The organism is Herbaspirillum sp. meg3 (assembly GCF_002257565.1).
In the GTDB taxonomy this organism is placed as follows: Bacteria; Pseudomonadota; Gammaproteobacteria; order Burkholderiales; family Burkholderiaceae_D; genus Herbaspirillum.
In genome coordinates this window covers 3,211,091-3,237,892 of the sequence record NZ_CP022736.1, presented here as the reverse complement: position 1 = coordinate 3,237,892, position 26,802 = coordinate 3,211,091, and the positions used below count along the sequence as shown (strand labels likewise).

Below are 26,802 nucleotides of genomic sequence, written 5' to 3'. Positions count from 1 at the left end.
CTTCATGCTGCATAGTTTTGTCCGGCTTTCCCGGATTTCCCGGCTCTTTTCCTTCATGCTGTCGCTGTGCATGCTGCTGGCTGCTCCGGCATATGCGAACGTCGTCGTTGTTCTCAATTCCGGCGACGCGACCGTGACCCTGCTTGATCAGGCGACTTATAAGGAAATCAACACATTTTCCGTTGGCAAGGAGCCGCATCACCTGATGGCGACCCCGGACAACAAGTCCCTGATCGTGGCCAGCGCCACCGGCAATCAACTGATTTTCCTCGATCCGAAGACCGGCGAAATCCAGCGCCAGTTGCGCGGCATCATCGATCCGTATCAAATCGGCTTCTCGCCAGACCAGAAGTGGTTTGTCGCCAACGGTTTGCGTCTGGACCGTGTCGACGTCTATCGCTACGATGGCCGCGATCTGGAACTGGCCAAGCGTGTCCGCCTGGCAAAGACGCCCAGCCACATCGCTTTTGATGCCGCCAGCACGACGGCTTTCATCACCCAGCAAGGCAGCAACGAAATCAGCGCCATCGATCTGGCGACCCAGCAGGTCAAATGGACCATGCCGGTCGGCAAATTGCCTGCCGGTATTTTCATGACGCCGGACAACAAGTATTTGCTGGTCGGCATCATGGGCAAGGACTACGTACAGGTCATTGACTGGCGCACACAAAAGACGGTCAAGACGATTCGTACCGGCGAGGGGGCGCATAATTTCCGCGCGCATGGCGACAAGCGCTATGTCTATGTCTCCAACCGCGTCTCCAATACGATCAACGTCATTGATCTGCAAACATTGGAAAACGTCGGCAACATCCAGGTGCCAGGTGGCCCGGATTGCATGGAAATCACCGAAGACGGCAAGACCATGTGGGTAACGCTGCGCTGGATCAAGAAAGTAGCAGTCATCGATCTCGCCAGCAAGAAAGTCATGAAAGTTATTCCGGTCGGCCGTTCGCCGCACGGCATCTATTTCTTCAATCGGGCTCCCGACCTCTGATGCGACCGCCGTTGCCAGCTAAGTCGTCTCGCCTGCGAAAGATTGCTGCTCTGGCCGCCATGGCGGCCGTCACTGCGGCAATCTGGCCGGCGCAGGCAGCGACCGACAATGCCGGCTCCTGCAAAGGCACGATCTACCTGACCTTTGATACCGGCAGCCAGTCTCAGGCGGATTACATTGCCCAGACGCTCAACAAGCACCACATCAAGGCGACATTCTTCCTCGCCAACGAAAAAACCATTCACGGCGACTACACGCTGAATCCTGCATGGGCGCCTTACTGGAAGGCCCGGGTAGCCGAGGGACATGCTTTCGGCACGCACACTTTTGATCACGTATACGTCCAGCGCGATCTGCCGGATGGCCGTATCGAGGTCAAACCGCAATTTGGCGCACAAGCCGGCAAGAAAGAAGTCTGGACCGCAGCTCAGTATTGCAGCGAGTTGCAACGTGTTGCAGACCGTTTCACCGAGCTGACCGGTTCCAAACTGGATCATCTGTGGCGCGCACCGGGCGGCAAGCTGACTCCGCAATTGCTGGCTGCTGGCCGCGCTTGCGGCTATTCTCATGTCGCCTGGGCTGACGCGGGTTTTTCCGGCGATGAGTTGCCGAGCGATAAATGGCCTAATGCGATGTTGCTGCAAAAAGCATTGCAAAAACTCAAGGACGGCGACATTGTGATGGCGCATCTCGGGATCTGGTCGCGCAAGGATCCCTGGGCGCCGGCTGTGTTGGAGCCGCTGATTTCCGGACTGGAGCAAAAAGGCTATTGTTTCGCGACCTTGCGCGAACATCCTGCTTACCAGGCTGCCATCAGCAAGCAGCAGACCGCCGTCATCAAATAGTTACGTACCGAATTACGCACGGATTGAGCATGATGCACCTGATTCAAACCTTTTCAGACTTGTTCGCCACGGCCCAGGGCTGGTTGTTCGAAACCTTCGTTCAGCCCGCAGTGTTTGCGCTCGGCCTCGGTGAGTTCGTCGAAGAGGCCTTTACCGGCACCGAATGGTTTCTGGTCGGTGTGTGCGAGTTGGCTGTACTGTTCATCATCCTGCGCCCGCTGGAGTCCATGATTCCCGTCCACCCGATCTTGGACAAGCGCGCCCGATGGAACGATTTCATCTATACCGCCTTGCATCGCCTCGGCGCGTTTTCCATTATTGTCTTCTTCCTGCTTGATCCGGCGATGTCCTATCTCAGCGAATTTTTGCATTGGGAAGGGTGGGGCACCTTTAATCTGGACGACGTCTGGCCGGGCGTGACCGACCAGGCGTTGGTGAGTTTCCTGTTCTATCTGATCGTGCTGGATTTTTGCGACTACTGGTATCACCGCGCTCAACATGGTTTCCGCTGGCTGTGGGCGTTACACAGCTTGCATCACAGCCAGGAAAACATGAACCTTTGGAGTGACGATCGCAACCATTTGCTCGATGACCTGGTAAGAGACGTGCTCATGGGATTGGTCGCGTTGGCCATTGGTGTGCAGCCGGGACAATACATCCTGCTGGTATCGGCATCGCGCATGTTGCAAAGTTTGCAGCATGCCAATGTGCGGATTCATTTCGGCCGTATCGGTGAATACCTGCTGGTGTCGCCCCGTTTTCATCGCCTGCATCACGCCATCGGCATCGGCCATGAAAGCCGTGGCAAGAATTCGCTGGGTGGACATAACTTTGCGGTGCTGTTCCCGATCTGGGATGTCATCTTCCGCACGACGCATTTTGGCAAGGCGTTTGCAATGACCGGTGTCCGTGATCAGTTGCCGCCTCCGGCCGGTAAAGGGCGCAATTATGGGCGCGGTTTCTGGGCGCAACAGTGGCTTGGCCTGAAGCGCATTGTCGAATTTTCTCGCAAGGCCTCCCGCTGATGCGCCTGTTTGCAACCTCATTCGGTCGGGCGCTGCTGTCCCAGCTGCACATCAGGATGCTGCTGCTGACGGTGCTTCCGTTTGCGCTATCCGTCCTGATCTGGGGCATTGCCTTATGGTGGGGCTTGCAGCCCATGATCGATGGTCTGCAAGACTACTTTGTCGGACATAACGGCTTCGGCGTAGCCGGCTCAATACTCAACTGGTTCAACATGGGCGCGCTGAAAACGGTGATCGTCCCGTTGATCGCCATGTGGGCCTTGCTGCCACTGATGATTCTGACTGCGCTGGTGTTTGTCGGGTTGTGGGCGGTGCCGGCCATCGCCCGCCATGTCGGCAGCCGCCACTATCCGCATCTTGAGCAGCGCCATGGCGGCTCTTGGTGGGGGAGCATCTGGACCTCGCTGTGGTGTTTCGCCGTATTTGTTTTTGCGTGGATCATCACACTGCCGATCGCCATTTTTCCGCCGCTGGCCTTCGTGATTCATCCTGTGTTGTGGGGCTGGTTGACTTATCGCGTGATGGCCTACGATACATTGGCCGACTATGCGACGCCTGCCGAACGGCGCGCCATACTGCATGCGCATCGCTGGCCTTTGCTGCTGGTCGGTGCGATTGCCGGCACCATGGGCGCTGCGCCAACTTTACTGTGGCTGGGCGGCGCGTTGTCGGTGATCTTTTTCCCTATTCTGGCCGCCGGTGCTATCTGGCTGTATGTACTGGTGTTCGTCTTTACCGGCTTGTGGTTTCAGTACTATTGCCTGGAAGCCTTGAGCAAGCTGCGCGCCGCCAATCCTGAAGCTGCGGGTGCGCAGGAAGTCCAAAACTAGCAATCGTCCAGCCTGATTTTTCGGATCAGTGCATAATTCCGGGTTACCACCTGCAGGAGTGAACGGATACATATGGCTATCGGACTCATCATCATCGGCGACGAAATCCTTTCTGGAAAACGTGTCGACAAGCATTTTCCCAAAGTACTTGAACTGCTCACCGCACGGGGCCTGCAACTGGCCTGGGTGGAATATCTTGGCGACGACCCGGAGCGGATTACCGCGACATTGAAGAGAACCTTCGCAAGCGAAGATATCGTCTTTTGTACCGGCGGTATCGGCGCTACGCCGGATGACCATACGCGCCAATGCGCGGCTGCGGCCTTGGGCGTCTCGCTGGAACTACATCCCGACGCCAAGGTGAAAATCCAGGAGCGCATCGCGGACACGGCACGAGAAGCCGGTATCACGCCTGTCTACGATGCCCCGGAAAACCTGCATCGGCTGAAGATGGGTGAGTTTCCTGTCGGCTCCTCAATCATTCCGAATCCTTACAACAAGATTCCAGGCTTCTTCGTACCCAATGTCAGCGGCGAAGGTGCACATTATTTTGCGCCCGGTTTTCCTGTGATGGCATGGCCGATGTTCGAATGGGTGCTCGATACACGTTATGCGCATCTGTTTCATCGTCTGGCCTGGGCGGAAAAATCCGTGCTGGTTTATGAAATGCCGGAATCCACCATTACGCCGCTGATGGAAGCGATCGAAGCAGAATACCCGCTGGTAAAAGTGTTCAGCCTGCCACATGTCGGCGACGCACAGACGCGCCGGCATATCGATCTGGGCGTCAAGGGCGAGCCGTCGCAGGTGGAAGATGCATTCCGCAAGATGCAAGACGGGCTGCGCAAGCTGAATGCGGACTATCAGCCGAACAGCAAGTAAAACGATGGCGTAATGCAGGGGGGAGGGACGTGAGTCTGACGGACAAAAAAATGCCCCGGCTCACCGAGGCATCAGAAACGGTATCTTAGGAGGAAAATCAGATACCGAGGAGACAAAGATTGCTCTGAGGCGCTACGGATAAAACGGGGTATTCGCCTCTTTGCTGAATTCGTGTCTTGCACAAGAGTCGTTGCGTGAAACTCAGGGAATCGTGCAGCGTTACAACTGTGTCAACGTGATGAAGCAACCGGGCAGAACAGTCATCATATCCAATTCTGTCTGTCCGGGTTGGTTGTTGCTCAAATTATTTTTTCGAACCGCGGCTTGTTGCTTTTACGGTCGCTTGCGACAACTGGTCAACCGCAGTCGTCACATTGGCTTCCATAGCTTCAGCAGCTTGCTTCGCGCTCTTGGTGAGCTGCTCATAGCCTGCATTGAGATTGCCGATCGTTGTCTTGACGAAAGAGATCGCACCTTCGGTACCGGCAGGTGCATTCTTCGAGGCTTCATCAATCATCGAAATCACCTTGCGATTGACTTCCGCCAGCTGGGCTTCGGCTGTCTTGGTCAATTCGGCCTGGGTGCTGGAGAAGATGCCGGCGACATGGCGACCGTAAGCGATGCCTTTTTCCACACTCGGCTGAGCTTGCGCACCTGACAACGAAAAAAATTCCTGAGCATCCTTCGCGGTCAGCAGTTTCTGAACTGCATCGTGCGTTTCCTCCAGGGAAGATTTTGTGGCTTTCAAATTCAGATCCACCAGCTTTTCGACGCCCTCGAAAGTCTTACTTGCGAACTGGTTGAACAGTGCGACTTGAGCTTCGAAGTTCGCTTTGGTAGCGGCGGAAAATTGGTCGGTAAGAGTTGTCATATTCGTGGTCCTTTGGTTCGATTAAAAAATAGAATGAAGGGTTCAGGGAACATGCACACGTATTGTTGGAAACTGAATTTGTGCGGTGCACAATTAGGATTTTAGGTGAAAATATTTACAAGTCAATATTTTTTGTTGGCGATTTTTAAAAAGATTGTCAGCTGTTTTTTTAAGTCAACACACATACTTCCGCGTCGGTTTTTTTGAGAGAAAGAAGGCTGTTTTGAGAGCGTTTTATAGCGACCATTTTGTCCTGCCGCTACCCGCCGGTCATCGCTTCCCGATGGCGAAATACCGCATGATTCGTGAGGGAGCGGCCAATGCTGTACCTGATCTGGAATTTCATGAAGCGGTTGCTGCCAGCGATGGCGTGCTCGCTCTTGCTCATCATCCGAAGTATGTTGAGTTGGTGTCACGTGGGCAGTTATCCGACCGTGCACAAAAAGAAATCGGCTTTCCCTGGTCGCCTGAAATGGTCGAGCGTTCCCGGCGGTCGGCGGGTGCGACCATCGCCGCATGTCGCAGTGCAATAGAGCAGGGCATCTCCGTCAATCTGGCTGGCGGTACGCATCACGCCTATGCAGATCACGGCGCCGGTTTTTGCGTCTTCAACGATGCTGCTGTGGCATCGCGTCTGATGCAGGCTGAGCGTCGCGTGTCTCGCGTCGCGATCGTTGACCTTGATGTGCATCAGGGTAATGGCACGGCATCGATTCTTGCCGATGACGATTCCGTTTTCACGTTGTCATTGCATGGCGAGCGCAACTATCCCTTCGAAAAAGAACAAAGTGATCTCGATGTCGCTTTGCCGGACGGCGTGACCGATGTTGAATATCTATCGGCGTTGCAAGGCGCATTGAGTCAATTGATGGGACGTTTTGATCCACAATTGATCATCTATCTGGCGGGGGCCGACCCGCATGAGGGCGACAGGCTTGGCCGCATGAAGCTGAGTCTGGCAGGCCTGGCCGAGCGCGACAAGCTGGTCTTCGAACTGGGACGCCAGCAAAAAATTCCGATCGCGGTTACGATGGCGGGCGGTTACGGAAAAAACATCGAAGACACCGTCGCCGTTCACATACAAACAATTACGCTTGCCAGTCGATATGCTGCCGACTGGCGTTGATCGCGCCGTGCTGGTTTCATGACAATGACAGACAGGTCGTCTTGGAATCACATGCGTGCGATCCGGCGGAGACATCAGGCAGTCGTTTTGGACAATCATGATTCGCGTCACCACCGGTAACCAGTCCGATCCCAAGCAGGAAGATCGTTCCTGGCATCCTCAGTTGCTCAATCTCGTGCCGCTGGCATTTGTGCTGATCTGGAGCACCGGCTTCATTGTCGCCAAGTTCGGGCTGCCTTATGCACCGCCGCTGACATTTTTGATACTGCGCTTCATTGGCGTGTTGTTGTTCTTGCTGCCGCTGGTGTGGGTGTTGCGTGCGCCGTGGCCGCGCGGCAGGCAGGCTATGCATATCGCAATTTCCGGCATGCTTCTGCATGCGGCCTATCTGGGAGGCGTCTGGACGGCGATCAAGCTTGGCATGCCCGCCGGACTCAGTGCATTGATCGTAGGCTTGCAGCCGGTCCTGACGGCCTTCGCTGCACCGTTCGTGGGGGAGCGCGTCAAAGGGCGGCAGTGGTTGGGTCTGGGACTGGGCTTGTGCGGCGTGGGCTTGGTGGTCGCCAACAAGATTTCACTGATCGGCCTGTCATGGACGGCGATCTGGTTATGCGTGATGGCGCTGGTAACCATCACGATCGGCACCTTGTATCAAAAACGATTTTGCGCGCACTTCGATTTGCGTACCGGCACCATCATTCAATTCATTGCCTCCGCGCTGGTGTTGTTGCCGTTCGCGTTTTTCGTGGAGGATTTCAGTTTTGATCTGCATACGGTCACGTGGACGTCGCATTTCATCGGCGCCTTGCTGTGGTCGATTTTTGCTTTGTCGATCGGTGCGATCTTCCTCTTGTTCGCCTTGATCCGTAGTAGCGCGGCAACGCAAGTTACCAGTCTGCTTTATCTGACGCCGCCAACTACAGCGGTGATGGCTTGGCTGATGTTTGGCGAGGCATTCAGCATGGTGGGTATTGCCGGCATGGTGGTGGCCGTGATCGGTGTCGCCTTCGTTGTCAGGAAATGAGGCGATCCTGAAGCGCCGCAGAATCAGGTCGGCATCAGCGTAATCAGTTTGAGGTCCGGCCGGTTTGCTACACGAAAATTCACTTGCTGATATTTCAACGTCCCGCGCACAGGATGCTGGAATAAGCGCTCGCCGCCTTCACGTTCCACCACGTCCTGCAAACTCCATGCGCGCTTGAACAGACTGCTGCGTGAAGAGAGTTCTTCGACCATTTTTTTGATCTGTGGATCATCCAGATATTGTCCACAATCAGCGCGAAATTCGCCAACCAGACGACGCGCCCGTTGCTCCCAATCCGTAATCAAATCCTGCGAGGCTGTTGTACAGAAGGTGAAATAGAGCAGGTTGCTGTTTTCACTTTTCGGGCTCAGCCAGCCGGTGAATAAATTCTTTGCAGGCACATTGCAGGCCAGCGCATTCCAATAGCGATCCAGCACGTAAGCAGGCTGGCGAAAATTGCGCACCACATCCAGGATTTCCGGCGCCACGATTTCAGCGTGGTCATTCTGATGCACGGGGTCTTTCTTTTCCGCCAACTCAAACAGATAAGCGCGCTTGGCGCGCGGCAGATGCAGCGCGTCGGCAATACGCGACAAGGCTTGCGGCGATATCGAGTCGGTTCGTCCTTGTTCTATCCAGGTGTACCAGGTCACGCTGATGCCGCACAGTTGTGCCACTTCTTCACGGCGCAGGCCCGGCGTACGACGGCGTGTGCCATGCGACAAATGACTGAGGCCGGCCAGCGCCGGCGAGGTTTGCTCGCGTTGTGATTTGATGAATTCGCCGAGTGCTTTGCGTTTGATGTCTTCGTTTTGCATGGTCTACGGATAGGGCGGCGTGAGGCGTCAGGGTAGTAGTCAGTCCGTCAAGACTATTGCTTTTGATAATAGTATAAACACTGAACTTGTACCAGAATAGGAGATCGCTAGACTAGCACTTCCCAGCCGTTGTTATTAACTCTCTTACCCATCAGGAGCCAGGAATGCGTAGCCATAACCAAGTGATCTCAGAACAATTCGGTACCACCGCAGCGTCGTATCTGACCAGTGCCGTCCACGCCCAAGGTGCAGATCTGCAAGATCTCGCTGCCTACGCTGCGGCCTATCCGCAAGCGCGCGTGCTGGATCTTGGCTGTGGTGGCGGCCATGCCAGCTTTGCCGTCGCGCCGTTTGCGGCACAAGTCGTTGCTTACGACTTGTCGGCACAGATGCTGGAAGTCGTGCGCATCGCGGCAGAAGACCGTAAGTTGCCGAACATCGAAATCCAGCAAGGCAGCGCCGACAGCCTGCCGTTTGCCGATGCAACGTTTGATGTCGTCTGTACACGTTTCAGCGCGCATCACTGGCGTAATTTGCCGAAAGCCTTGAAAGAAGCTGCGCGGGTACTGAAGCAGGGCGGTCGTTTCATCGTGATCGACACTGCTGCGCCGGCAGACGTGTTGGCCGATACCTACGTGCAGGCGATCGAACTGTTGCGCGATACCTCACATGTGCGCAATGTCAGCATGTCGTCGTGGAAGAAGCTGATTGCTCAGACTGGTTTGCAAGTGGAGTTTTCCAAGAGCTGGAAGCTCACGCTGGAGTTCTCTTCGTGGGTGGCGCGCATGCGCACTTCGCCCCAACACATCACCGCGATTCAGTCGCTGTGGCGTGCTGCGCCTGCCGAGGTGCGGGATTATTTCCATGTCAGTGAGGATTATTCTTTCGACATCGATACCGTGCTGATCGAAGCGATCAAAAAGTGACGTTTGGTAAATAATATAAACTACGACTTAAATCTGTCTCAATAATATATTAGACCAAGGATGAGGCGGCGCTTAAGCTGGCGGTATTTCTTCTCACGCCAGTCTTCGCCAGCCTATGAACGCTCCGCGCTCATCCAGCTCATCCAGCTTCCTCGCCGTTCTGGCGCTCGCCACGGCAGCGCTGTTCTGGGCCGGCAATATGCTGGTCGGCAAAGCCCTCAATCAGCAAGTTGCACCGATGGCGCTGGCATTCTGGCGCTGGGTGTTGATCCTTGTGATCCTGGCGCCGTTTGTGCTGCGCGACGTAGTGCGCCATTGGCAGGCAATCCGCGCTGCGCTGCCGCTGCTGACCTTGTTGGCTTTACTCGGCACGGGCTTGTACAACGCACTCATTTTCGGCGCCTTGCACTTCACCAGCGCGACTAATGCCGCTTTGCTCAACTCGTCAATTCCAGTCTGGACGCTGCTGCTTTCTGTATTGCTGCATCGGCGTCGCCCGGGACGATTGGAGTTGGCCGGCGTGTTCGTCTCTCTCTACGGCGTGGCGATGATTATCAGTCACGGTTCGTTCGGCGGTCTGGCAGATTTTCAACTCAATCGCGGCGACGGCTGGATGCTGGTTGCGATGGTGATGTGGAGTCTCTATTTACTGCTGTTGCCGCGACGTCCACGCGCCTTGCCGAGCTTCGCTTATCTGTGGGTGACGGGTGTGATCGGACTGATCGCATTAACTTTTCTGATGCTCGTCAACGGAGGCGGGCAGGCGTTCGTTATACCGCTCAATCAAAGCAGTTTGATCGGTGTTTTTTATCTGGCGGTGTTTCCCAGCATTCTGGCAACGCTGGTATGCAATTACGGCATAGATCGTATCGGCTCCGTCAGAGCATCTCAATGCGTTCATCTGGTACCGGTATTTGCGTCTGTTATCGCGATGGCGTGCCTCGGAGAGACGTTACACTGGTATCATGCTTTGGGTTTTATTTTTGTACTGGCGGGTCTGGTTATAGCAAATTACAGGGGTATCGCGACACAAAAAAAAGTCGCGTAGGTTTCTAAAAAGTAAAAAAAGCGCATTATTGAAGAAAGTTGTTTAAATAGTTGCGCTAACTACCTAATTATCTTGCGATTTTTCCTTGATTTGCTACACTGCCAACAGTTTCTTGTATGTATCAATCAGGGGGAGGTTCACCAATGCTTAAATCTGCGCTAGCTGTCGTTACTACGCTACTTTTCGTGGTGGCAGGCATTTCTCCCGCACAGGCCCAAACGTCGGCCAATACCAAGAAAACTGCAGCTAAAAAGACCGTAGTCAAGAAAGTCGTCGTCAGACGACAAGCCGCTCCCAAGCGCGCCGCCCCTCAAGCTTCCCTCGATCACCGCGAAAAACTCGTCAAAAAAGTTGCTTACGTACACGGCAAGCGCCGCGTCGTTTATCAGCGTGTTGCCGCGATGCCGACCGTACCGGTTGTTCCGCCGGTGATGACTGCCGGCGACATGGCCGGTCTGAACCTGACGCAAGATCCGCTGGCGCTGCGTTCCAACGTTGCACTGGTAATCGATCAGGCCAGTTCGCAAGTCCTGTTTGAAAAAAATTCCTCCGTTGCCTTGCCGATCGCTTCGGTGACCAAGCTGATGACATCGCTGGTCGTGGTCGAAGCGCGTCAGAACATGGAAGAGATATTGACCGTCACCGATGATGACGTCGATCGTCAAAAACACAGCAGCTCCCGTCTGCGCGTCGGTGCGCAATTGTCGCGTGACGATATGCTGCACATCGCGCTGATGAGTTCCGAAAACCGCGCGGCATCAGCACTGGGCCGCAACTATCCGGGCGGTCTGCCGGCATTCGTTGCCGCAATGAACGCCAAGGCGCGCTCGCTGGGCATGATGGATACGCACTACGTTGATTCGACCGGCCTGTCCAGCAACAACGTTGCCAGCGCACGTGACCTCGCCAAACTGGTGGTCGCTGCCTATAACTATCCTGTCATCCGCCAATACTCAACCGATGCCAAGTACATGGTCGAGCCTAGCGGCCACGCTCTGCAATACGCCAGCTCCAATCGTCTGGTCGCCAGCAAGGATTGGGACATCGGTCTGCAAAAAACCGGTTACATCAACGAAGCGGGTCATTGCCTGGTCATGCTGACCAAGATCGAAGGCCGTTCGGTTGTGATGGTGTTCCTCGATTCCAAGGGCAAGCTGTCGCACGTCGGCGATGCCGCACGTATGCGCAAATGGTTGTCCGAACAAGGTCCGCAAAATCTGACCCGCGTGAATCTGCGTGGCGGACGTGCAGACGAAGGTTGATTTCAGATCAAGTCGGCTATCTCTGATATCAGAGATAGCCGAACAAATAAAAAAGGCGAACTGAGGTTCGCCTTTTTTATTGCCCGTTTCAGGACTAATCCATGTGATTAAACTGCGCCATCCTGCTGACTCACAAAACCCAGCGCAGAAGAAATCTGCGCCGCCGTCGTGATCAGATCTTCCACCCAGTCTTCCTGCAAGCGATCTGCGGGGGCTGAGATCGACAGGCCTGCCACCAGCTTGCCGGAGTCGTCGCGGATGCCGGCTGCCATGCAGCGTACACCCAGTTCCAGCTCTTCATTGTCGCGTGCGTAGCCAAGCGCGCGCACCATGCTCAGTTCGCGTTCCAGCTTGCTGAGATCGGTGATCGAATTCTTGTTGTGTCCGGCCAATCCGGTACGGGTCGCATAAGCGCGTACTGCCTTGGGATCGTCAATCGACAGGAACAGCTTGCCGGTCGACGTCAGATGCAGTGGCGCACGGCCACCGATGGCGCGCACCACCTGCATGCCTGAACGTTCGGAGAAAGAGCGGTCGATGTACACGATCTCATCGCTCTGACGGACCGACAAGTTGATTGTTTGATGCGTCTTGCGGTGCAGGGCGCGCATGAAGTCGAGCGCCGCTTCACGCACGCTCAGGCGGCTCTTGACGATATTACCCAGCTCCAGCAGGCGCATGCCAAGGCGATACGTGCCCGGCTCGGAGCGGTCGACGAAGCGCTTCACCACCAGATCGTTGAGGATGCGGTGAGCGGTTGATGGGTGCAGCTTGGTCGCAGCCGACAATTCCTTCAGACTGACCGGATCCGGATACATTGCCAGAGCGTCCAGCAGAGACACCATGCGCTCAATGACCTGAATCGATATCGCGCCTGTCTCGTCTTGGGCTTCTTTTTTCATATCAGTGTTTGATGCATTGCAATAGGTTCTTTATACCACATTGTGAAACAGAGCAGAAGGCGGTGCGCTACGATGAAGCGTTTTACGAGCGTTTCCAGTAGTTTTACCTGCGGCAAATGAAGTGGTCTCTTGATATGCGCCAGCGGCCATCCTCGCAATGAGGTGCTTCCATCATCTTTGATTGCCAGCCTCACCTGAAGAGCGATCGTTATTGCCATAGTTTGTTGAATTGCACCGAATTTTGCCCGATCGGGGGTGCGGACAGTTTTCGACGCATGTATGGACCCGACACCTTTTGCAAGTTCTTTTTGTAACGTTGAAACAGTTTGCGTGCATGTATCCGGCTTGCTCGTGGGCTAATGTCAAATATCTGCCCGCAGCCTTGATGAGATTCGCACACCCATTCCTTAGCAAATCTTCGGCTTGTCCCTAAAGACAGTCCGCATCGAAAGCAGGTTTGTGGGTATCGGTCTTACCAGTTTCGTCATCACTCTAAGAAGCTTCGCAAAACAAGAGATCGGTCTATTTCCTCCCCAGACCACAACAAATCGAGCTTATCAAACAGGCCTGTCCGATAAGCGATAACTATCCGGATGGCTCAACAACACTTGAATCACGCGCGCGTTCTTATTTGCTAGCGCAACGGCCGCCCGGTTATAACCTCGTCGTGCGATCAAATCTTGTAACCATCGGCTGCGCGCATCGGCTTTGCCGATCGCGTAGCGCAATACGACCCGGGCGCCATGAATCAACAGCGTTCGCAAGTACGTGTCGCCGCGCTTGCTGATTCCTTGCAGGCGAGACTTGCCGCCGGAGGAGTACTGACGCGGGACCAGACCGAGCCACGCAGACAGATGCCTGCCGTTTTTGAATTCCTTCGCATCGCCCACGGCTGCGACCATCGCCGTCGCGGTAATCGGCCCCACGCCATCGATTGCCTGAATCTTCTGGCACAACACAGAATGCTTCATGAATGCAGCGATCCATTGATTGGTACGTGCAATACGTTCTTCCAGGACACGCATTTGTTCCAGCAGCTCGATCAAAATAGCTTGGAAGGTACTCGTCATATCGCCCTCGCACTGGGCCAGCGCGACAGGTACTGCACGTTTGAATGCCGCAGGTGTCTGTGCAATGATCACGCCTCGTTCGCCGAGTAAGCCTCTGACTTGATTGATCATGGCGGTACGCTGATGCACCAGCAATTCACGTACGCGATGAACGGCTCTCATGTCTTGCTGCTCGACGGACTTTACCGGTACAAAGCGCATGGTCGGTCGGCTGGCGGCTTCAACGATGGCCGCGGCATCGTTGGCATCGTTCTTGTTGGTCTTGACGAAGGGGCTGACATATTGCGGGCTGATCAGCCTGACTTCAATACCAAGCTCCTTGAAACGCCGCCCCCAGTAATGGGCTGAACTACACGCTTCCATGGCCACAATTCGAGGTGCCAGCTTGCGCACGGTAGCCAGAAGCTCCGCGCGCATTACTTTAGCGCCGTACTTTGCAGAACCACCGCGATCCGCACCATGCAACTGGAACACCCGTTTAGCCAAGTCAATTCCGAGAATGTCTATATCCATGACACACCTCCACACTTAAATTGGATGAAACCTTAGTTTGATCCTATTGGTGGTGTCGGGTCCATCTCAGTAAATCAACAAAATATCTATATTCAGGATCAGAGCTTGGTGAAGCAACATCATCGGCATCAGACCCAGCCAGCGCCAACCTCCAGCCAGCCGCCATATCCACCGCTATATTGCTCCCGGTGATTCCCTTATGCGAATTTGATATGAACAGGCCTGCTCTATATTCAGCGGCATTGCGATTGCATATCTGTTTTTCGCATATTGAGAGAAGAAAGTATTCGTTCGTTTTTTCTTGCCCACTCATTAATCTGTGACCTCCAGAACAAAACTGAACCAAGAGGGATGCAGATCATGTTGAAAAAGTTTATCAAGTCGGTTGCGGTGGCAGCCTTGTTTTCGCAGGTCGTGCCGCTGGCGCACGCCGCAGATATCTCGTTGCTGAACGTATCGTACGACCCGACTCGCGAACTCTACGCGGACTACAACAAGGCCTTCGCCAAGTACTGGAAAGCCAAGACCGGCGACAACGTCACCATCAAGGCATCCCACGGTGGTTCGGGTAAGCAAGGCCGCTCGGTCATTGACGGGATCGACGCCGACGTCGTCACACTGGCGCTGGCTTACGACATCGACGAAATCTCCGAAAAGGCCAAGCTGTTGCCGGCAGACTGGCAAAAGCGTCTCGATCACAATAGCTCGCCGTACACCTCGACCATCGTGTTCCTGGTGCGCAAGGGCAATCCAAAGCACATCAAGGATTGGGATGATCTGATCAAGCCGGGTGTGTCGGTGATCACGCCAAATCCGAAGACTTCCGGCGGCGCACGCTGGAACTACCTGGCGGCATGGGCCTACGCCTTGAAGAAGGGCGGCAATGACGCAGCAGCACGCGACTACATCTCCAAACTGTTCAAGAACGTGCCGGTGCTGGATTCCGGCGCACGCGGCGCCACCATCAGCTTCGTTGAACGCGGCCTGGGCGACGTCCTGCTGGCATGGGAAAACGAAGCGCTGATCTCGCTCAAGGAATGGGGCCCGGACAAGTTCGACGTCATCACACCATCGATCTCCATCCTGGCTGAACCGCCTGTTGCCGTGGTCGACAAAGTCGTTGATCGTCGCGGCACCCGCAAGGTCGCTGAAGAATATCTGAAGCATCTGTATTCCGATGAAGGCCAGGAAATCATCGCCAAGAACTACTACCGTCCGATCAACCCCAAGATCGCTGCGAAGTACGCTTCACAATATCCGAAGGTCAACCTGATCACGGTCGACAATACATTCGGCGGCTGGCAAAAGGCGCAGAAGGATCACTTCTCTGATGGCGGCAGCTTCGATCAGCTGTACGTGCCGAATAAGAAGTGATGCAGAAGTAATTCAAGCAGTTCAATGCATGAATCCGGAAGCCTGATAGCGGCTTTCGGAGTCTTCACCGAGATTCATCCTTAGAGCTTTCAACATGACGATTCTTTTGCTGGCCGGTAGTCCATCCGCACCATCCCGTTCCACGCGCTTGCTGCATCACGTCGGCGACAAGCTGGCAGCATTGGGACATCGCTATTCCAAACTGGATGTGCGCGACTTGCCGGGGCAGGCGCTGATCCGCGCCGATTTCAACGATCCTGAAATCAAGGCTGCGTTGGCCCGTGTCGAAGAAGCTTCCGCTGTTGTCGTCGCTACGCCCGTCTATAAAGCAGCGTATAGCGGCGCGCTGAAAGCCTTCCTCGATTTGCTGCCGCAATTCGGCCTGACCAACAAGCTGGTGTTGCCGCTGGCGACCGGTGGCAGCCAGTCGCACATGCTGGCGCTCGACTATGCGTTGCGCCCGGTGTTGTCGTCGTTGAATCCCAAGCATGTCTTGCCAAGCATCTACGCAACAGAAGCGCAGGTGGTGTGGTCGGATCAGGATGGCCTGGTGCTCGACGCGCCGATCATTGCGCGCGTCCAGGAAGGTGTCGAACAACTGTCGAGCAGCCTGATTGCTCTGCACAAGACCGCACCGGGAGAATTCACCGATGTTCCGTTTTCGCAGATCCGATGTAGCGTTTAGACGCGGCATTTAGCAGCACCCAGCGCTTCACTTTTAACCAGAACATTCCACTATCCGCGACATGCACAGCAACGCGGAGGGATCTTGTTACGCCAAAAAACATTCGGGAAACAACATGAGCACACAACAATATTTTTCCAGACGCCGCGTTCTTGGCCTGTTTTCGGCCTTGACCGTCGCTGTAACTGCTGTTGGCTTCGGCAATGTCGCTTCGGCACAGTCCAAGCCCGTCTTGCGTATCGGCTATCAAAAAGCCGCCAGCACATTGGTGCTGCTCAAGGCGCACGGCGCATTGGAAAAGCGTCTGCAAGCGCAAGGCGTGGACGTGAAGTGGGCCGAATTCGCCGCAGGCCCGCAATTGCTGGAAGCATTGAACGTCGGCTCGGTTGACTTCGGCTATGTCGGCGAAGCGCCACCGGTATTCGCGCAGGCAGCGGGCGCCAACTTTGTCTACACCGCCTATGAAATTCCGACACCGAATGCTGAAGGTTTGCTGGTGCAAAAAGATTCGCCGATCAAAACCGTCGCCGAACTCAAGGGTAAGAAGATCGCCTTCAACAAAGGTTCCGACGTGCATTGGCTGGTCGTGGCCTTGCTGAAGAAAGCCGGTCTCACATACAGCGATATCCAGCCGGTCTACCTGGCGCCCGCCGATGCGCGCGCTGCATTTGAAAAAGGCGCGGTTGATGCATGGGCAATCTGGGATCCGTTCCAGGCCGCTGCCGAAAAGCAAATCGGTGCACGCCGTCTGGCCACAGGTGTCGGCGCAGTCAGCCACCACCAGTTCTTCCTGAGCGCGCGTCCGTTTGCTGAAAAGAACGGCGAGATCCTCAAAGTGCTGTTGGAGGAAATCACCAAAGAAGGTCAATGGATTCGCGCCAACACCAAGGAAGCCGCAGCACAGCTGGCGCCGATTCAAGGTCTGGACGCCGACGTGATCGAAGTCAGCCTGAAGCGCTACGAGCACATCTTCAAGCCGGTCGACGCCAAGGTGCTGGAAGAGCAGCAACGCATCGCTGACGCTTTCTTCGAGCTGAAGCTGATCCCGAAAAAACTGAACGTCAAGGAAGCGGTGCTGAAGTAACAGCATCCTTGCACCGCGCTCTCCGGAGCGTGGTGCAAATACGAATTTACTGATTGGAGTCTGCAATGAACGTTTTCTGGTTTCTTCCCACCCATGGCGACAGCCGTTATCTCGGTACGTCAGAAGGCGGCCGCCGCGTCAGCCACGACTATCTGAAACAAGTCGCAGTCGCCGCCGATACGCTCGGCTACGACGGCGTGCTGCTGCCGACAGGGCGATCCTGTGAAGACGCCTGGGTGACGGCGTCGAGCCTGATTGCAGAAACCAAACAACTGAAATTTCTGGTCGCAGTGCGTCCAGGCCTGAGCGCGCCGACCTTGTCCGCACGCATGGCCGCGACCTTCGACCGTCTGTCCGGCGGACGTCTGCTGGTCAATGTCGTCACCGGTGGCGACCCGGCGGAGCAAGAGAGTGACGGTATCTTCGGCACGCACAAGGAACGTTACGAAATCTCTGACGAATTCCTCAAGATCTGGCGTGAAGTCTTGACCAAGACCCACACCGGCGAAGAGACCAATTTTGAAGGCAAGCATCTGAGCGTCAAGGGTGCCAAGGCTATTTACCCGCCGATCCAGACGCCGTATCCACCTCTGTATTTCGGCGGCTCGTCGGACGAGGCCATCGACCTGGCGGCAGAGCAAGTCGATGTGTATCTGACCTGGGGGGAACCACCAGCAGCCGTTGCCGAAAAAATCGCCAAGGTGCGCGCCCGCGCCGAAAAGGCCGGCCGCAAATTACGCTTCGGCATTCGCTTCCATGTCATCGTGCGCGAAACCAATGAAGCCGCATGGCGCGCTGCGGATGAACTGATCAGCAAGCTCGATGACGAAACCATCGAAAAGGCGCAGAAGTCGTTCGCCAAGATGGACTCGGAAGGTCAGCGCCGCATGGCTGCGCTGCATGGCGGCAGACGCGACAAACTCGAAGTTAGCCCGAACCTGTGGGCAGGTGTCGGCCTGGTGCGCGGCGGTGCCGGTACGGCACTGGTCGGCGACGGCCCGACGGTGGCCGCGCGCATGAAGGAATACGCGGATCTGGGCGTCGACACCTTCATCTTGTCGGGCTACCCGCATCTGGAAGAGTCCTATCGTTTTGCCGAACTGGTGTTCCCGCTGTTGCCGCGCAAGCAGAAAGAAGATCTGCCGGGCTTCAACATCACCGGCCCCTTCGGCGAAATTGTGGCCAATACCCACGTGCCGTCTGCGCCCAAGGCAACGCCGGCCACGAAAGAGTCGCAAGAACTTCGCGTCTCTGAAAGCTAAGGAATCGACATGAGTGCAGGCATCACAAGTTCAGGCGTGCAGGATGCGGTGGCGGTGGCAGCGACAGTCTCCGCACCAGCCAAATCGGTACGCAAGACCGAACGCGGTGACCGCTTCGCCGGTAAGCAACTGGCGTCGTGGGCTTTGCCGGTCGGACTGATCGTCTTCTGGCAAATCGCTGCGCAAGCGGGCTGGTTGTCCAGCCGTATCTTACCGGAACCGTTCGCCGTCTTGCGTGCGGCCTGGCATCTCGCTGTCACGGGTGAACTGTGGGTTCATCTGGGTGTGAGCACCGGTCGTGCGGCATCCGGTTTTGCGGTCGGTGGCGGGTTGGGTTTGTTGCTCGGTCTGTTGACCGGTACCTTCCGTCAGGCCGAAACCTTGCTCGATACCACCTTGCAGATGGTGCGCAATATTCCTGCACTGGCGCTGATTCCGCTGGTGATCCTGTGGTTCGGTATTGATGAAATGTCGAAGCTGTTTCTGGTTTCCGTCGGCGTGTTTTTTCCGATCTATCTCAACACCTTTCACGGTATTCGCTCGGTCGACAAAGGCCTGATCGAAATGGCCAAGAGTTATGGCTTGTCCGGCTGGCCGCTGTACCGCGATGTGATCCTGCCAGGTGCGTTGCCATCGATTCTGGTCGGCGTGCGTTTTGCGCTGGGCTTGGTATGGGTTCTGCTGATCGTGGCAGAAACGATTTCGGCGCAGGCAGGCATCGGTTACATGACCATGAATGCACGTGAGTTCCTGCAGACCGATGTCGTGCTGGTCGGCATCCTGCTCTACGCCTTGCTGGGCAAGCTGGCTGACGTGCTGGCGCGCGGCCTGGAAAAATTCTGGTTGCGCTGGCATCCGGGTTACCAATGAAAGAGGGTGACATGATGCAAAACAATCACGTGGAAACGACAGAAGTTAAAAACACCGCTGAACGCCAGGTACGTGGAGTGCGCGGGGTTCGAGTCCTGGCCAAGGCGCTGTCCAAATCTTACGGCGGCCGCGAAGTGCTGAAGTCAGTTGAACTCGACGTCAAGCCGGGCGAGTTCGTCGCCATCGTCGGTCGCAGCGGTTGTGGCAAGAGCACCTTGCTGCGTCTGATCGCCAAGCTGGAAACTGCCTCCAGCGGCGACATCGCCTTCGCCCAGGACGGGCATCAACCTGAGACGCGCATCATGTTTCAGGACTCGCGCCTGTTGCCATGGAAGCGTGTACTGAACAACGTCGCGCTCGGCTTGCCGAAATCGGCGTTGTCATCGGCGGCACAAGCCTTGCGCCAGGTCGGTCTGGAAGAGCGTGGCGGCGAGTGGCCGGCCGTGCTGTCCGGCGGCCAGCGTCAACGCGTGGCTCTGGCCCGCGCACTGGTGCACGATCCGGAACTGTTGCTCCTCGATGAACCCCTGGGCGCGCTGGATGCGCTCACACGTATCGAGATGCAGCAACTGATCGAATCGCTGTGGCAAAAGCGCGGCTTCACCGCCGTGCTGGTGACCCACGATGTGCAGGAGGCGATCGCGCTGGCGGACCGCGTCGTGCTGATCGAAGATGGTCGTATCACGCTTGATCAGACCATCGACCTGCCACGTCCGCGTGCACGCGGCAACCTCGCGTTCGCCCAGATCGAAGAAGCGATTCTGTCGCGTGTGCTGCAACATCCGGCCAGCGCGCCGGACAGCACGCTCGGCGATATCTCATTGCAAAAGAGCGTCAGCCAGGTGCAGTGGGCCATTTGATTTATCTCATTTTCATTTTTTAACCGCAGTCCCTCAAGGAGCAAAGCATGACCATTCAAGCCATCAACGTCCGTAACCAATTCAAGGGCAAAGTAAAAGCCATCATCGAGGGATCCGTCGTCTCTGAAGTCGATGTCGAGACGCCAGCCGGTATCGTTACCTCCGTCATCACCACACGCTCGGTCAAAGACCTGGGTCTGGTGATCGGCAGCGAAGTCGTTGCATTGGTCAAGGCGACCGAAGTATCGATCGCCAAGCTCTGATTCTGGCTGCATCTTTAGAGCGGCTGACAAAACGCCGATGGCAAGGCGCGCCGACGAAGACAGTACGAAAGTACGGCTAGGAGAAGCAACGCCGACAGCGGCGTTTTGTTAGCCGCTCTTATTGCATTGGAGCCATTGATGAAGTATCAAACCCTGGAAAAATATCTTGCTCGTCTTAACGGCTCCGTCAGGGAAGAGTCCAGGGTGTGGCTGGATGCGGACGGGCGGGCGCAAGGCAAGTATTTCAATACGACGCTGACGTCCGCCTTCCAACCGATACGTGCGTTTGGCAGCAAGACGACTGCCGACGCCGCTATCGTCGCGCACGAAGGATTCGCGCGCAGCTATTCGGAAGACGACAGCGGTTTGCACTTGTGGCGCCTGCTCGATCAGGCCGCCAGCGATGACGAATCGGTCGAGCTGGATCGTTTGTGCCGCATGCTGCATTCCATCAATTTTTATCGCCAGGTGGAGGACAATGTCAGTCTCCATCTGAGTGTGCATGCGCGTCTGTTGGCGGCGGTCGACAGCAATCACGGTATTGCCTTCCGGCGCATTCTCAACATGCTGGAGTTGCCGCACGAGCAGATCATTCTGCAAATGCCGGTGGTCACGCAGAATCAGAGTTGGTTGCTGAACTATGTGCTGGACAATTACCGGCGCAATGGATTCAGGCTCGGCATCAGTGCGGCCGATGCACGCGACGCCTTGGTTTTGCTGGACAAGGTCAAGCCCGATCTCATCAAGGTCGATGCGCGTGAAATTGTCGACGAGCAAAGCACGGAGAAGCTCTTGCGCATCGCCGGTGAGCAAGATATCCGGGTCGTCTTCAAGCGTGTTGAAAATCCGGATGTATTCACCAAACTGCAGGCGTTCGGGCAAGCTCTTGCGCTGCCGGTGTATGCTCAGGGCTATCTGTGGGATACGCCGAAATCGACGCTGGCATTGCCAGCCGGGCATCATTCGGCGACCACGCATTCCGACATCAAGGTGGCCTGATATGAGCGAGACGACAGCAGTGCAATCGGAGAGTGGCAAAGCGCACCGGCGCAGTTCGCCGCGCCTTGCTGATTTTCGTGTGCTGGTCGTCCCGGGCTTGCATGGCAGCGGGCCCGACCACTGGCAGTCGCGCTGGCAGCGCCTTTATCCTTCCTTTGAGCGTGTCGAGCAAGATCGCTGGGATACGCCGGATTTGCCGGTGTGGTCGCAGCGTTTGCTGGACGTCTTGCAGCGCGATGCGCGGCCGACGCTGATTGTTGCACATAGCTTTGGTTGTCTTACTACGGTGTATCGGGCTGCTGCTGATGCCGGTTTGATTGCAGGCGCTTTGCTGGTGGCGCCGGCGGATCCGGTCAAGTTTTCTGTAGCGGATTCGGTTCAGGTGGCGTTGCCGTTTCCGTCGATTGTGGTGGGGAGCGGGGATGATCCCTGGATGACTGCTGAGCGTGCGCAGTACTGGGCAGGTGTGTGGGGAAGTGAGTTTGTTTATGCCGGGGAGGTGGGACATATCAACTCGGAGTCGGGGTTGGGGGATTGGGTTGAGGGGCAGGAGGTGTTGGGGCGGTTGGTTGCTCGTTCTGCGCCTTTCTCTACTTCCGCTTCTGTTTCTGGTTGAGTTGTTCCTGGTTCCTACTTTTGTCGTTGATTCCTTTCTTTCTTCGATCAACCTTTGCCGGGGGCGGCCCGGCAGCCGCTCACTTTTCTTGCTCCGCCAAGAAAAGTAAGCAAAAGAAGGCGGCCGCTGGGTCGTAGCCCTCTTCGAGGGTTCCCGGTGCCGTCAGGCACAAATCGGGAAGGGAAAACAACTCGCTTCGCTCAGACATTTTTCCCTTCTTTTTCCGATTTGCACCTGCCGTCACCGGCTACTCTCAAGCGGACTTTGAGACTGGCTCGCTTCGCCTCGCCAGGGTACGGAGGTGTTTCCAGCTTCTCTGGTCTCTTTAGGTTCGTCGTTCCAACGAAAGTTGGAACCCAGCGTCGTTGCGACGGTGGAGTGACGCGCTGACGTCACTGGAACCCAGCGTTCGCTGGGACGACGGACAGTGGAGTTATGTTATCCGAATCGTTCAAATCCCCTGGCCACCCGACACTTCAATCCGCTGTGCGGTCACCCAGCGATTATCTTCCGACAGCAAACTCGCGATCATCGGCCCGATGTCGTCCGGCAGGCCGACGCGACCTAATGCTGTCATTTCTGCAAACAATTTGTTGATGTCCGGGTTGTCGCGTACGGCGCCGCCACCGAAGTCGGTTTCGATGGCGCCGGGTGCGACTGTGTTGACGGCAATGCCGCGTGGTCCGAGTTCTTTTGCCATGTAACGGGTGAGTACTTCTACCGCGCCTTTGGCTGCTGCATAGGCGGCGTAGCCGGGGAAGGAGGTGCGGGTCAGGCCCGACGACAGGTTGACGATGCGGCCGCCGTCTGCAATCAGGGGCAGCAGGGTCTGGGTCAGGAAGTAGACACCCTTGAAGTGGACGTTGACCAGGCCGTCGAACTGGGCTTCGGTAGTCTGGCCGATCAGGGCGTAGTCGCCATGGCCGGCGTTGTTGACGATGTGGTCAACGGTATCGCGCGACCATGTTTCGCGCAGAGTGCCGCGCAGGCGGTCGGCGAAGGCGTCGAAGGTGGAGACGTTGCCGGTGTCGAGCTGGAGAGCGGCTGCCTTGCGGCCCATGGACTGGATTTCGGCGACGATGGCTTGAGCGTCTTCGCTGCGGCTTTGGTAGGTCACGATAACGTCGCCGCCGTGGCGTGCGATGCTCAATGCGGTGTTGCGGCCTAAGCCGCGGCTTGCGCCGGTAACGAGGGTAATTTTAGACATGATGTGCGTCCTTGCTGATGAGATGCTGCGTGGATGGGAAGCCGCAGTATCGGATCAGGGGAGTGGGTGTGGTTACCGGAAACTCGACGTTCCTTGCCTAATCCTCCAAATGGGATGCGCGTTCGGCTACGACGAGGTAGGCTTGCAGCATGACCACTTTACTCACTACCGTGCATCGCTATGCCGAGTCCCATGCCGACAGGGCCGGGCTGGCGCAGACGCCCATTGCGGGGCTGACGATCGTGCGCGCAACCGAGGTCAGCGATCTCCTGTATGCGATTTCACGGCCATTGATTTGTCTCGTCTTGCAAGGAAGCAAGCATGTCTCGATGGGCGCGCAGGCTTTTTCGTTTTCCGCCGGGGATTCCCTGCTGATCACGGCGGATGTGCCGACGGTCAGTCAGATCACGCGCGCGAGCCTTGCTGCACCTTACCTGTCTCTGGTGATGGAGCTGGACCCGGCAGTCATCGCCGATCTGGCGATGCAGATGGATGTCGTCAAGGAAGACGGCGCGTGGCCGGTGCGTGTCGATCCAACCGATAGCGAAGTGTCCGATGCCGCATTGCGGCTGATGCGTTTGCTTGACCGTCCGGCCTCGCTGCCGGTGTTGCATGCGCAACTGGTGCGGGAGTTTCACTACTGGCTGCTGGCCGGCAAGCATGGCGCGGCGATTCGTAATCTGGGATGGCCGGACAGTCAGGCGCGCCGGGTGGCGCGTGCGGTTGAGGTGCTGCGAACCGGATTTGCACAGCCCTTGCCGGTGGAACATCTGGCAGCCGTGGCGGGGATGAGCCCGTCGTCGTTTCACCAGCATTTTCGCAGCGTGACCTCGCTATCGCCGTTGCAATTTCAAAAACAGTTGCGTCTGATCGAAGCGAGGCGTTTGATGTTGTCGGAGGGCGTGAGCGCGAGCAGTGCCGCGTTCGCAGTTGGATATGAAAGCGTGCCGCAGTTCACGCGGGAATACGGCAGGATGTTCGGCCTGCCGCCGGTGAAGGATACCGAGGAAGCGAAGAGCCGGGTGCGTGCTGCCGGTTAAGGAGTAAGAACTGCAAGCACTTCGGCTTTGCCGTGATCAGCGTCCGCGAATCTTGCTCAGCGCCTGCAACACGCCTTCCTCTTCGATCCTGCGCAGGAAGCCTTTCACCACGGAGACAAACTCAATCCGCATGGCGAGATCGTTGCCGAACACCGCTTCAATCGCCAGCAGCGCATCGACGCGCTGACTGATATCCGTTATACCGGCTGCCGCTTGTAAGGTGTCAGCAAGCGGATCCGAAATAGGATACGCCCGTCCAGCTTCATCTTCCGCGCGCAGATAGCGCATCCAGCCGGCTACCGCAAAACACAGGCGCTCGCAGGGCAGACCGGCATCGAGGCGCGCGCGTATTGTGCCGAGCAAACGCTGCGGCAGTTTTTGCGATCCGTCCATGGCGATCTGCTGCAGGCGATGTTTCAACGCCGGGTTGCGAAAGCGTGCCACCAGTTCGTCGCGGTAGTCATCCAATCCCGGACGCTGCAAGGTTGGGGCGATTTCTTCCGTCATCATGCGTTCGATGAAGCCGCGCAAACCATCGTCGCGGATCGCCTGATCGACCGTGACATAACCCGCCAGCGAACCCAGATAGGCGAGGCTGGAGTGGCTGCCGTTGAGCATGCGCAGCTTGGCATGTTCGTACGGTTCTGCTTCGTCGACCATGGTGGCGCCAGCCTGTTCCCATGCCGGACGCGGGCCTGCGAAACGGTCTTCGATCACCCACTGCGAGAACGGCTCCGTCACGACCGGCCAGGCATCGTCGACTGTGAGTCGGGCGGCGATGGCGGTGCGGTCTTCATCCGTGGTTTTTGGCACGATGCGATCCACCATCGAGTTGGGGAAAGCGCCATGCTGCGAAATCCATTTCGACAATTCCGTATCGACACGCTCGGCAAACGCCAACACCAGCGCGCGGGAGGTATTGCCGTTAGACGGCAGGTTGTCGCAGGAGAGGACGGTGAAGGGAGGCAACCCGGCGTCACGGCGTTTCTCCAGTGCACGCACGATGAAGCCGATGGCTGAGTGCGGTGCGTCGACGTGCGCCAGGTCATGAACAATATCCGGATGATCAAAGCGCAGTGTGTTGGTCGCCGGATCGTGGCAATAGCCTTTTTCCGTCACAGTGAGACTGACGATATGGCAATGCGGATGGCTCATGGCCGCCAGCACGGCGGCAGGCGATTCCGGCGCGACCAGCGTATCGGTGATGGAGCCGATGATGCGCAGTTGTTCGCCTTCGCCTCTGATCCCCAATGTATAGAGATTGTCCTGCGGCGCCAGCGCATCGCGGGTATCGGGGCTGCGCAGCGACACGCCGACGATGCCCCAGCGCAGGTCGCCTTCCGCCAGCACCGTGTCGGTATAAACCGCCTGATGCGCGCGGTGGAAGGCGCCCAGTCCAAGATGCACGATGCCTGGCAGCAGGGCGGTTCTGTCGTAGGTTGGCAGCGTCGCCTGCTTGCTCGCTTGCGCCAGCGTTTGCTTGTTCAGCTTCATTGTCTTCCTGCGTCAGTTTTGCGGATGTTCTTTGACGCGCGACACCAGTTGCGTCGGGCTGACAAAGCGCATCGCGATCAGCAGCCAGATCAGCGTGACGATCATGTAGACCATCGCCATGGCATCGATCGATTGCGAAGCGCGTACGCCTGCTGCGAACACCGAGTAATACAGCGCCACCACCAGCGTTTGCGTATCCGCACCGGCGGTCAGGAAGGTCAGCTCGAACATCGCAATCGTGCGCACCAGCACCAGCAGCGAGGCTGCCAGAATGCCTGGTGCCAGCAGCGGCACCAGCACATGGCGGAACATCGTGAAGGTACGTGCGCCGAACACGCGTGCCGCCGATTCCAGATTCGGATCGATCTGTTCGATGAAGGGCGTCATCACCAGAATCACGAACGGCAATGCCGGCAACAGGTTGGCGATAATCACACCGGGCAGCGTGCCTGCCAGATGCAATTCATACATCAAGGTCGCCAGCGGAATACCATAAGTGATCGGTGGAATCATCAGCGGCAGCAGGAACAAGCCAGTCAGCAGTTTCTTGCCGCGGAAGTTGCGGCGTGCCAATGTGTATGCAGCCGGCACGCCGATCAGGATCGACAGCACCACCACCGACAGCACCACCTGTATCGTCACCAGCAGCACATCGCCAAGCTGGAATTCCTGCCAGGCGGCGGAATACCATTCCAGTGTCCAGCCGTTTGGCAGCCAGGTGCCGAGCCAGCGCTTGGCAACCGAATTGGTGGCGACCGAGGCAATCATCAGGCCGACGTTGATCAGGAAGAAGGTCATCAGGCCGACCACCAGCCCGCTCCAGGCGCGACTGGCCCAGTGGGTGCGGCGCTTCGGTGCGGGCTGCCGTGAGATTGATTGCGAAGTCATCATGGGAGAAGTAGTTGTCGT

At 56.7% G+C, this 26,802-nt stretch carries 27 protein-coding genes; 20 read left to right on the top strand and 7 right to left on the bottom strand.

Annotated features, from left to right (window positions below; translation table 11 throughout):
- The first annotated feature begins 55 nt into the window (after positions 1-55).
- From hmeg3_RS14555 to hmeg3_RS14535, 5 genes are all read left to right on the top strand, one after another.
- Complete coding sequence (locus hmeg3_RS14555; RefSeq protein ID WP_198361883.1) at positions 56-997, top strand: cytochrome D1 domain-containing protein; 942 nt, start codon at positions 56-58, stop codon at positions 995-997.
- Positions 997-1,842 carry a polysaccharide deacetylase family protein gene (locus hmeg3_RS14550; protein ID WP_094564355.1) on the top strand — a complete coding sequence of 282 codons (846 nt, stop codon included), beginning with the start codon at positions 997-999 and terminating at the stop codon, positions 1,840-1,842. The genes hmeg3_RS14555 and hmeg3_RS14550 overlap by 1 nt, the downstream gene beginning before the upstream one ends.
- 38 nt (positions 1,843-1,880) lie before the next feature.
- On the top strand, positions 1,881-2,867 hold the full coding sequence (locus hmeg3_RS14545) for a sterol desaturase family protein (protein WP_094566362.1): 987 nt from the start codon (positions 1,881-1,883) through the stop codon (positions 2,865-2,867).
- Complete coding sequence (locus tag hmeg3_RS14540; RefSeq protein WP_094564354.1) at positions 2,867-3,697, top strand: EI24 domain-containing protein; 831 nt, start codon at positions 2,867-2,869, stop codon at positions 3,695-3,697. Before hmeg3_RS14545 ends, hmeg3_RS14540 begins: the two co-directional genes overlap by 1 nt.
- A gap of 72 nt (positions 3,698-3,769) precedes the next feature.
- Complete coding sequence (locus hmeg3_RS14535; protein ID WP_094564353.1) at positions 3,770-4,579, top strand: molybdopterin-binding protein; 810 nt, start codon at positions 3,770-3,772, stop codon at positions 4,577-4,579.
- A 304-nt stretch (positions 4,580-4,883) separates the two neighbouring features.
- On the opposite strand, the gene phaP is transcribed toward hmeg3_RS14535, so the two are convergent.
- Complete coding sequence (phaP, locus tag hmeg3_RS14530) at positions 4,884-5,450, bottom strand: TIGR01841 family phasin (RefSeq protein ID WP_094564352.1); 567 nt, start codon at positions 5,448-5,450, stop codon at positions 4,884-4,886.
- Between the two features lie 223 nt (positions 5,451-5,673).
- Here phaP and hmeg3_RS14525 point away from each other — a divergent pair, with 223 nt between their 5' ends.
- Both hmeg3_RS14525 and hmeg3_RS14520 read left to right on the top strand, forming a co-directional pair.
- Positions 5,674-6,576, top strand: a complete 903-nt coding sequence (locus tag hmeg3_RS14525) for a histone deacetylase (protein WP_094564351.1) — start codon at positions 5,674-5,676, stop codon at positions 6,574-6,576.
- Between the two features lie 97 nt (positions 6,577-6,673).
- The gene (locus tag hmeg3_RS14520) at positions 6,674-7,600 is read left to right on the top strand and encodes a DMT family transporter (protein WP_232511649.1); all 927 of its coding nucleotides are present in this window, start codon (positions 6,674-6,676) and stop codon (positions 7,598-7,600) included.
- Between the two features lie 23 nt (positions 7,601-7,623).
- Here the strand turns inward: hmeg3_RS14520 and hmeg3_RS14515 are convergent, their stop codons facing one another.
- Positions 7,624-8,418 (bottom strand): helix-turn-helix transcriptional regulator, encoded by a 795-nt coding sequence (locus tag hmeg3_RS14515; RefSeq protein ID WP_094564350.1) that lies wholly within the window; start codon positions 8,416-8,418, stop codon positions 7,624-7,626.
- Between the two features lie 164 nt (positions 8,419-8,582).
- On the opposite strand from hmeg3_RS14515, the gene hmeg3_RS14510 reads away from it, so the two are divergent.
- The 3 genes from hmeg3_RS14510 to pbpG all read left to right on the top strand — a co-directional run bounded on the left by hmeg3_RS14510 (position 8,583) and on the right by pbpG (position 11,654).
- Positions 8,583-9,344 (top strand): class I SAM-dependent methyltransferase, encoded by a 762-nt coding sequence (locus hmeg3_RS14510; protein ID WP_094564349.1) that lies wholly within the window; start codon positions 8,583-8,585, stop codon positions 9,342-9,344.
- Between the two features lie 115 nt (positions 9,345-9,459).
- Positions 9,460-10,392 carry a DMT family transporter gene (locus hmeg3_RS14505; RefSeq protein WP_094564348.1) on the top strand — a complete coding sequence of 311 codons (933 nt, stop codon included), beginning with the start codon at positions 9,460-9,462 and terminating at the stop codon, positions 10,390-10,392.
- Positions 10,393-10,535: 143 nt separating this feature from the next.
- Entirely contained in the window at positions 10,536-11,654 is a 1,119-nt protein-coding gene (gene pbpG / locus hmeg3_RS14500; protein ID WP_094564347.1) for a D-alanyl-D-alanine endopeptidase, read from the top strand.
- 107 nt (positions 11,655-11,761) lie between these two features.
- Here the strand turns inward: pbpG and hmeg3_RS14495 are convergent, their stop codons facing one another.
- On the bottom strand, positions 11,762-12,556 hold the full coding sequence (locus hmeg3_RS14495) for an IclR family transcriptional regulator (RefSeq protein ID WP_094564346.1): 795 nt from the start codon (positions 12,554-12,556) through the stop codon (positions 11,762-11,764).
- A gap of 557 nt (positions 12,557-13,113) precedes the next feature.
- Positions 13,114-14,139, bottom strand: a complete 1,026-nt coding sequence (locus hmeg3_RS14485; protein ID WP_094562292.1) for an IS110 family transposase — start codon at positions 14,137-14,139, stop codon at positions 13,114-13,116.
- A gap of 360 nt (positions 14,140-14,499) precedes the next feature.
- Between hmeg3_RS14485 and hmeg3_RS14480 the strand changes: the two genes are divergently transcribed.
- From hmeg3_RS14480 to hmeg3_RS14440, 9 genes are all read left to right on the top strand, one after another.
- Positions 14,500-15,513 (top strand): sulfate ABC transporter substrate-binding protein, encoded by a 1,014-nt coding sequence (locus tag hmeg3_RS14480; protein WP_007878290.1) that lies wholly within the window; start codon positions 14,500-14,502, stop codon positions 15,511-15,513.
- A gap of 94 nt (positions 15,514-15,607) precedes the next feature.
- Positions 15,608-16,198: an NADPH-dependent FMN reductase gene (ssuE, locus tag hmeg3_RS14475; RefSeq protein WP_094564344.1), complete on the top strand. Its 591-nt coding sequence runs from the start codon at positions 15,608-15,610 to the stop codon at positions 16,196-16,198.
- Between the two features lie 115 nt (positions 16,199-16,313).
- A complete protein-coding gene (locus tag hmeg3_RS14470) occupies positions 16,314-17,282 on the top strand; it encodes a sulfonate ABC transporter substrate-binding protein (protein ID WP_094564343.1) in 969 nt (322 codons plus the stop codon).
- Positions 17,283-17,347: 65 nt separating this feature from the next.
- The gene (gene ssuD / locus hmeg3_RS14465; RefSeq protein ID WP_094564342.1) at positions 17,348-18,544 is read left to right on the top strand and encodes an FMNH2-dependent alkanesulfonate monooxygenase; all 1,197 of its coding nucleotides are present in this window, start codon (positions 17,348-17,350) and stop codon (positions 18,542-18,544) included.
- Between the two features lie 9 nt (positions 18,545-18,553).
- Positions 18,554-19,414, top strand: coding sequence for an aliphatic sulfonate ABC transporter permease SsuC (gene ssuC / locus hmeg3_RS14460; RefSeq protein ID WP_094564341.1), 861 nt, complete (start codon positions 18,554-18,556; stop codon positions 19,412-19,414).
- 14 nt (positions 19,415-19,428) lie between these two features.
- Complete coding sequence (locus hmeg3_RS14455) at positions 19,429-20,274, top strand: ATP-binding cassette domain-containing protein (RefSeq protein WP_369828890.1); 846 nt, start codon at positions 19,429-19,431, stop codon at positions 20,272-20,274.
- Positions 20,275-20,321: 47 nt separating this feature from the next.
- Positions 20,322-20,537 carry a molybdopterin-binding protein gene (locus tag hmeg3_RS14450; RefSeq protein WP_007884497.1) on the top strand — a complete coding sequence of 72 codons (216 nt, stop codon included), beginning with the start codon at positions 20,322-20,324 and terminating at the stop codon, positions 20,535-20,537.
- 138 nt (positions 20,538-20,675) lie between these two features.
- Positions 20,676-21,536 (top strand): EAL domain-containing protein, encoded by an 861-nt coding sequence (locus hmeg3_RS14445; protein WP_094564340.1) that lies wholly within the window; start codon positions 20,676-20,678, stop codon positions 21,534-21,536.
- 1 nt (position 21,537) lies between these two features.
- Positions 21,538-22,152, top strand: coding sequence for an alpha/beta hydrolase (locus tag hmeg3_RS14440; protein WP_094564339.1), 615 nt, complete (start codon positions 21,538-21,540; stop codon positions 22,150-22,152).
- A gap of 451 nt (positions 22,153-22,603) precedes the next feature.
- On the opposite strand, the gene hmeg3_RS14435 is transcribed toward hmeg3_RS14440, so the two are convergent.
- The gene (locus hmeg3_RS14435; protein ID WP_094564338.1) at positions 22,604-23,359 is read right to left on the bottom strand and encodes an SDR family NAD(P)-dependent oxidoreductase; all 756 of its coding nucleotides are present in this window, start codon (positions 23,357-23,359) and stop codon (positions 22,604-22,606) included.
- A gap of 149 nt (positions 23,360-23,508) precedes the next feature.
- Here hmeg3_RS14435 and hmeg3_RS14430 point away from each other — a divergent pair, with 149 nt between their 5' ends.
- The gene (locus hmeg3_RS14430) at positions 23,509-24,399 is read left to right on the top strand and encodes an AraC family transcriptional regulator (protein ID WP_094564337.1); all 891 of its coding nucleotides are present in this window, start codon (positions 23,509-23,511) and stop codon (positions 24,397-24,399) included.
- A gap of 36 nt (positions 24,400-24,435) precedes the next feature.
- Here the strand turns inward: hmeg3_RS14430 and hmeg3_RS14425 are convergent, their stop codons facing one another.
- Positions 24,436-25,893 carry a mannitol dehydrogenase family protein gene (locus tag hmeg3_RS14425; RefSeq protein WP_094564336.1) on the bottom strand — a complete coding sequence of 486 codons (1,458 nt, stop codon included), beginning with the start codon at positions 25,891-25,893 and terminating at the stop codon, positions 24,436-24,438.
- Between the two features lie 12 nt (positions 25,894-25,905).
- Entirely contained in the window at positions 25,906-26,784 is an 879-nt protein-coding gene (locus tag hmeg3_RS14420; protein ID WP_007882376.1) for an ABC transporter permease, read from the bottom strand.
- Between the last annotated feature and the right edge of the window lie 18 nt (positions 26,785-26,802).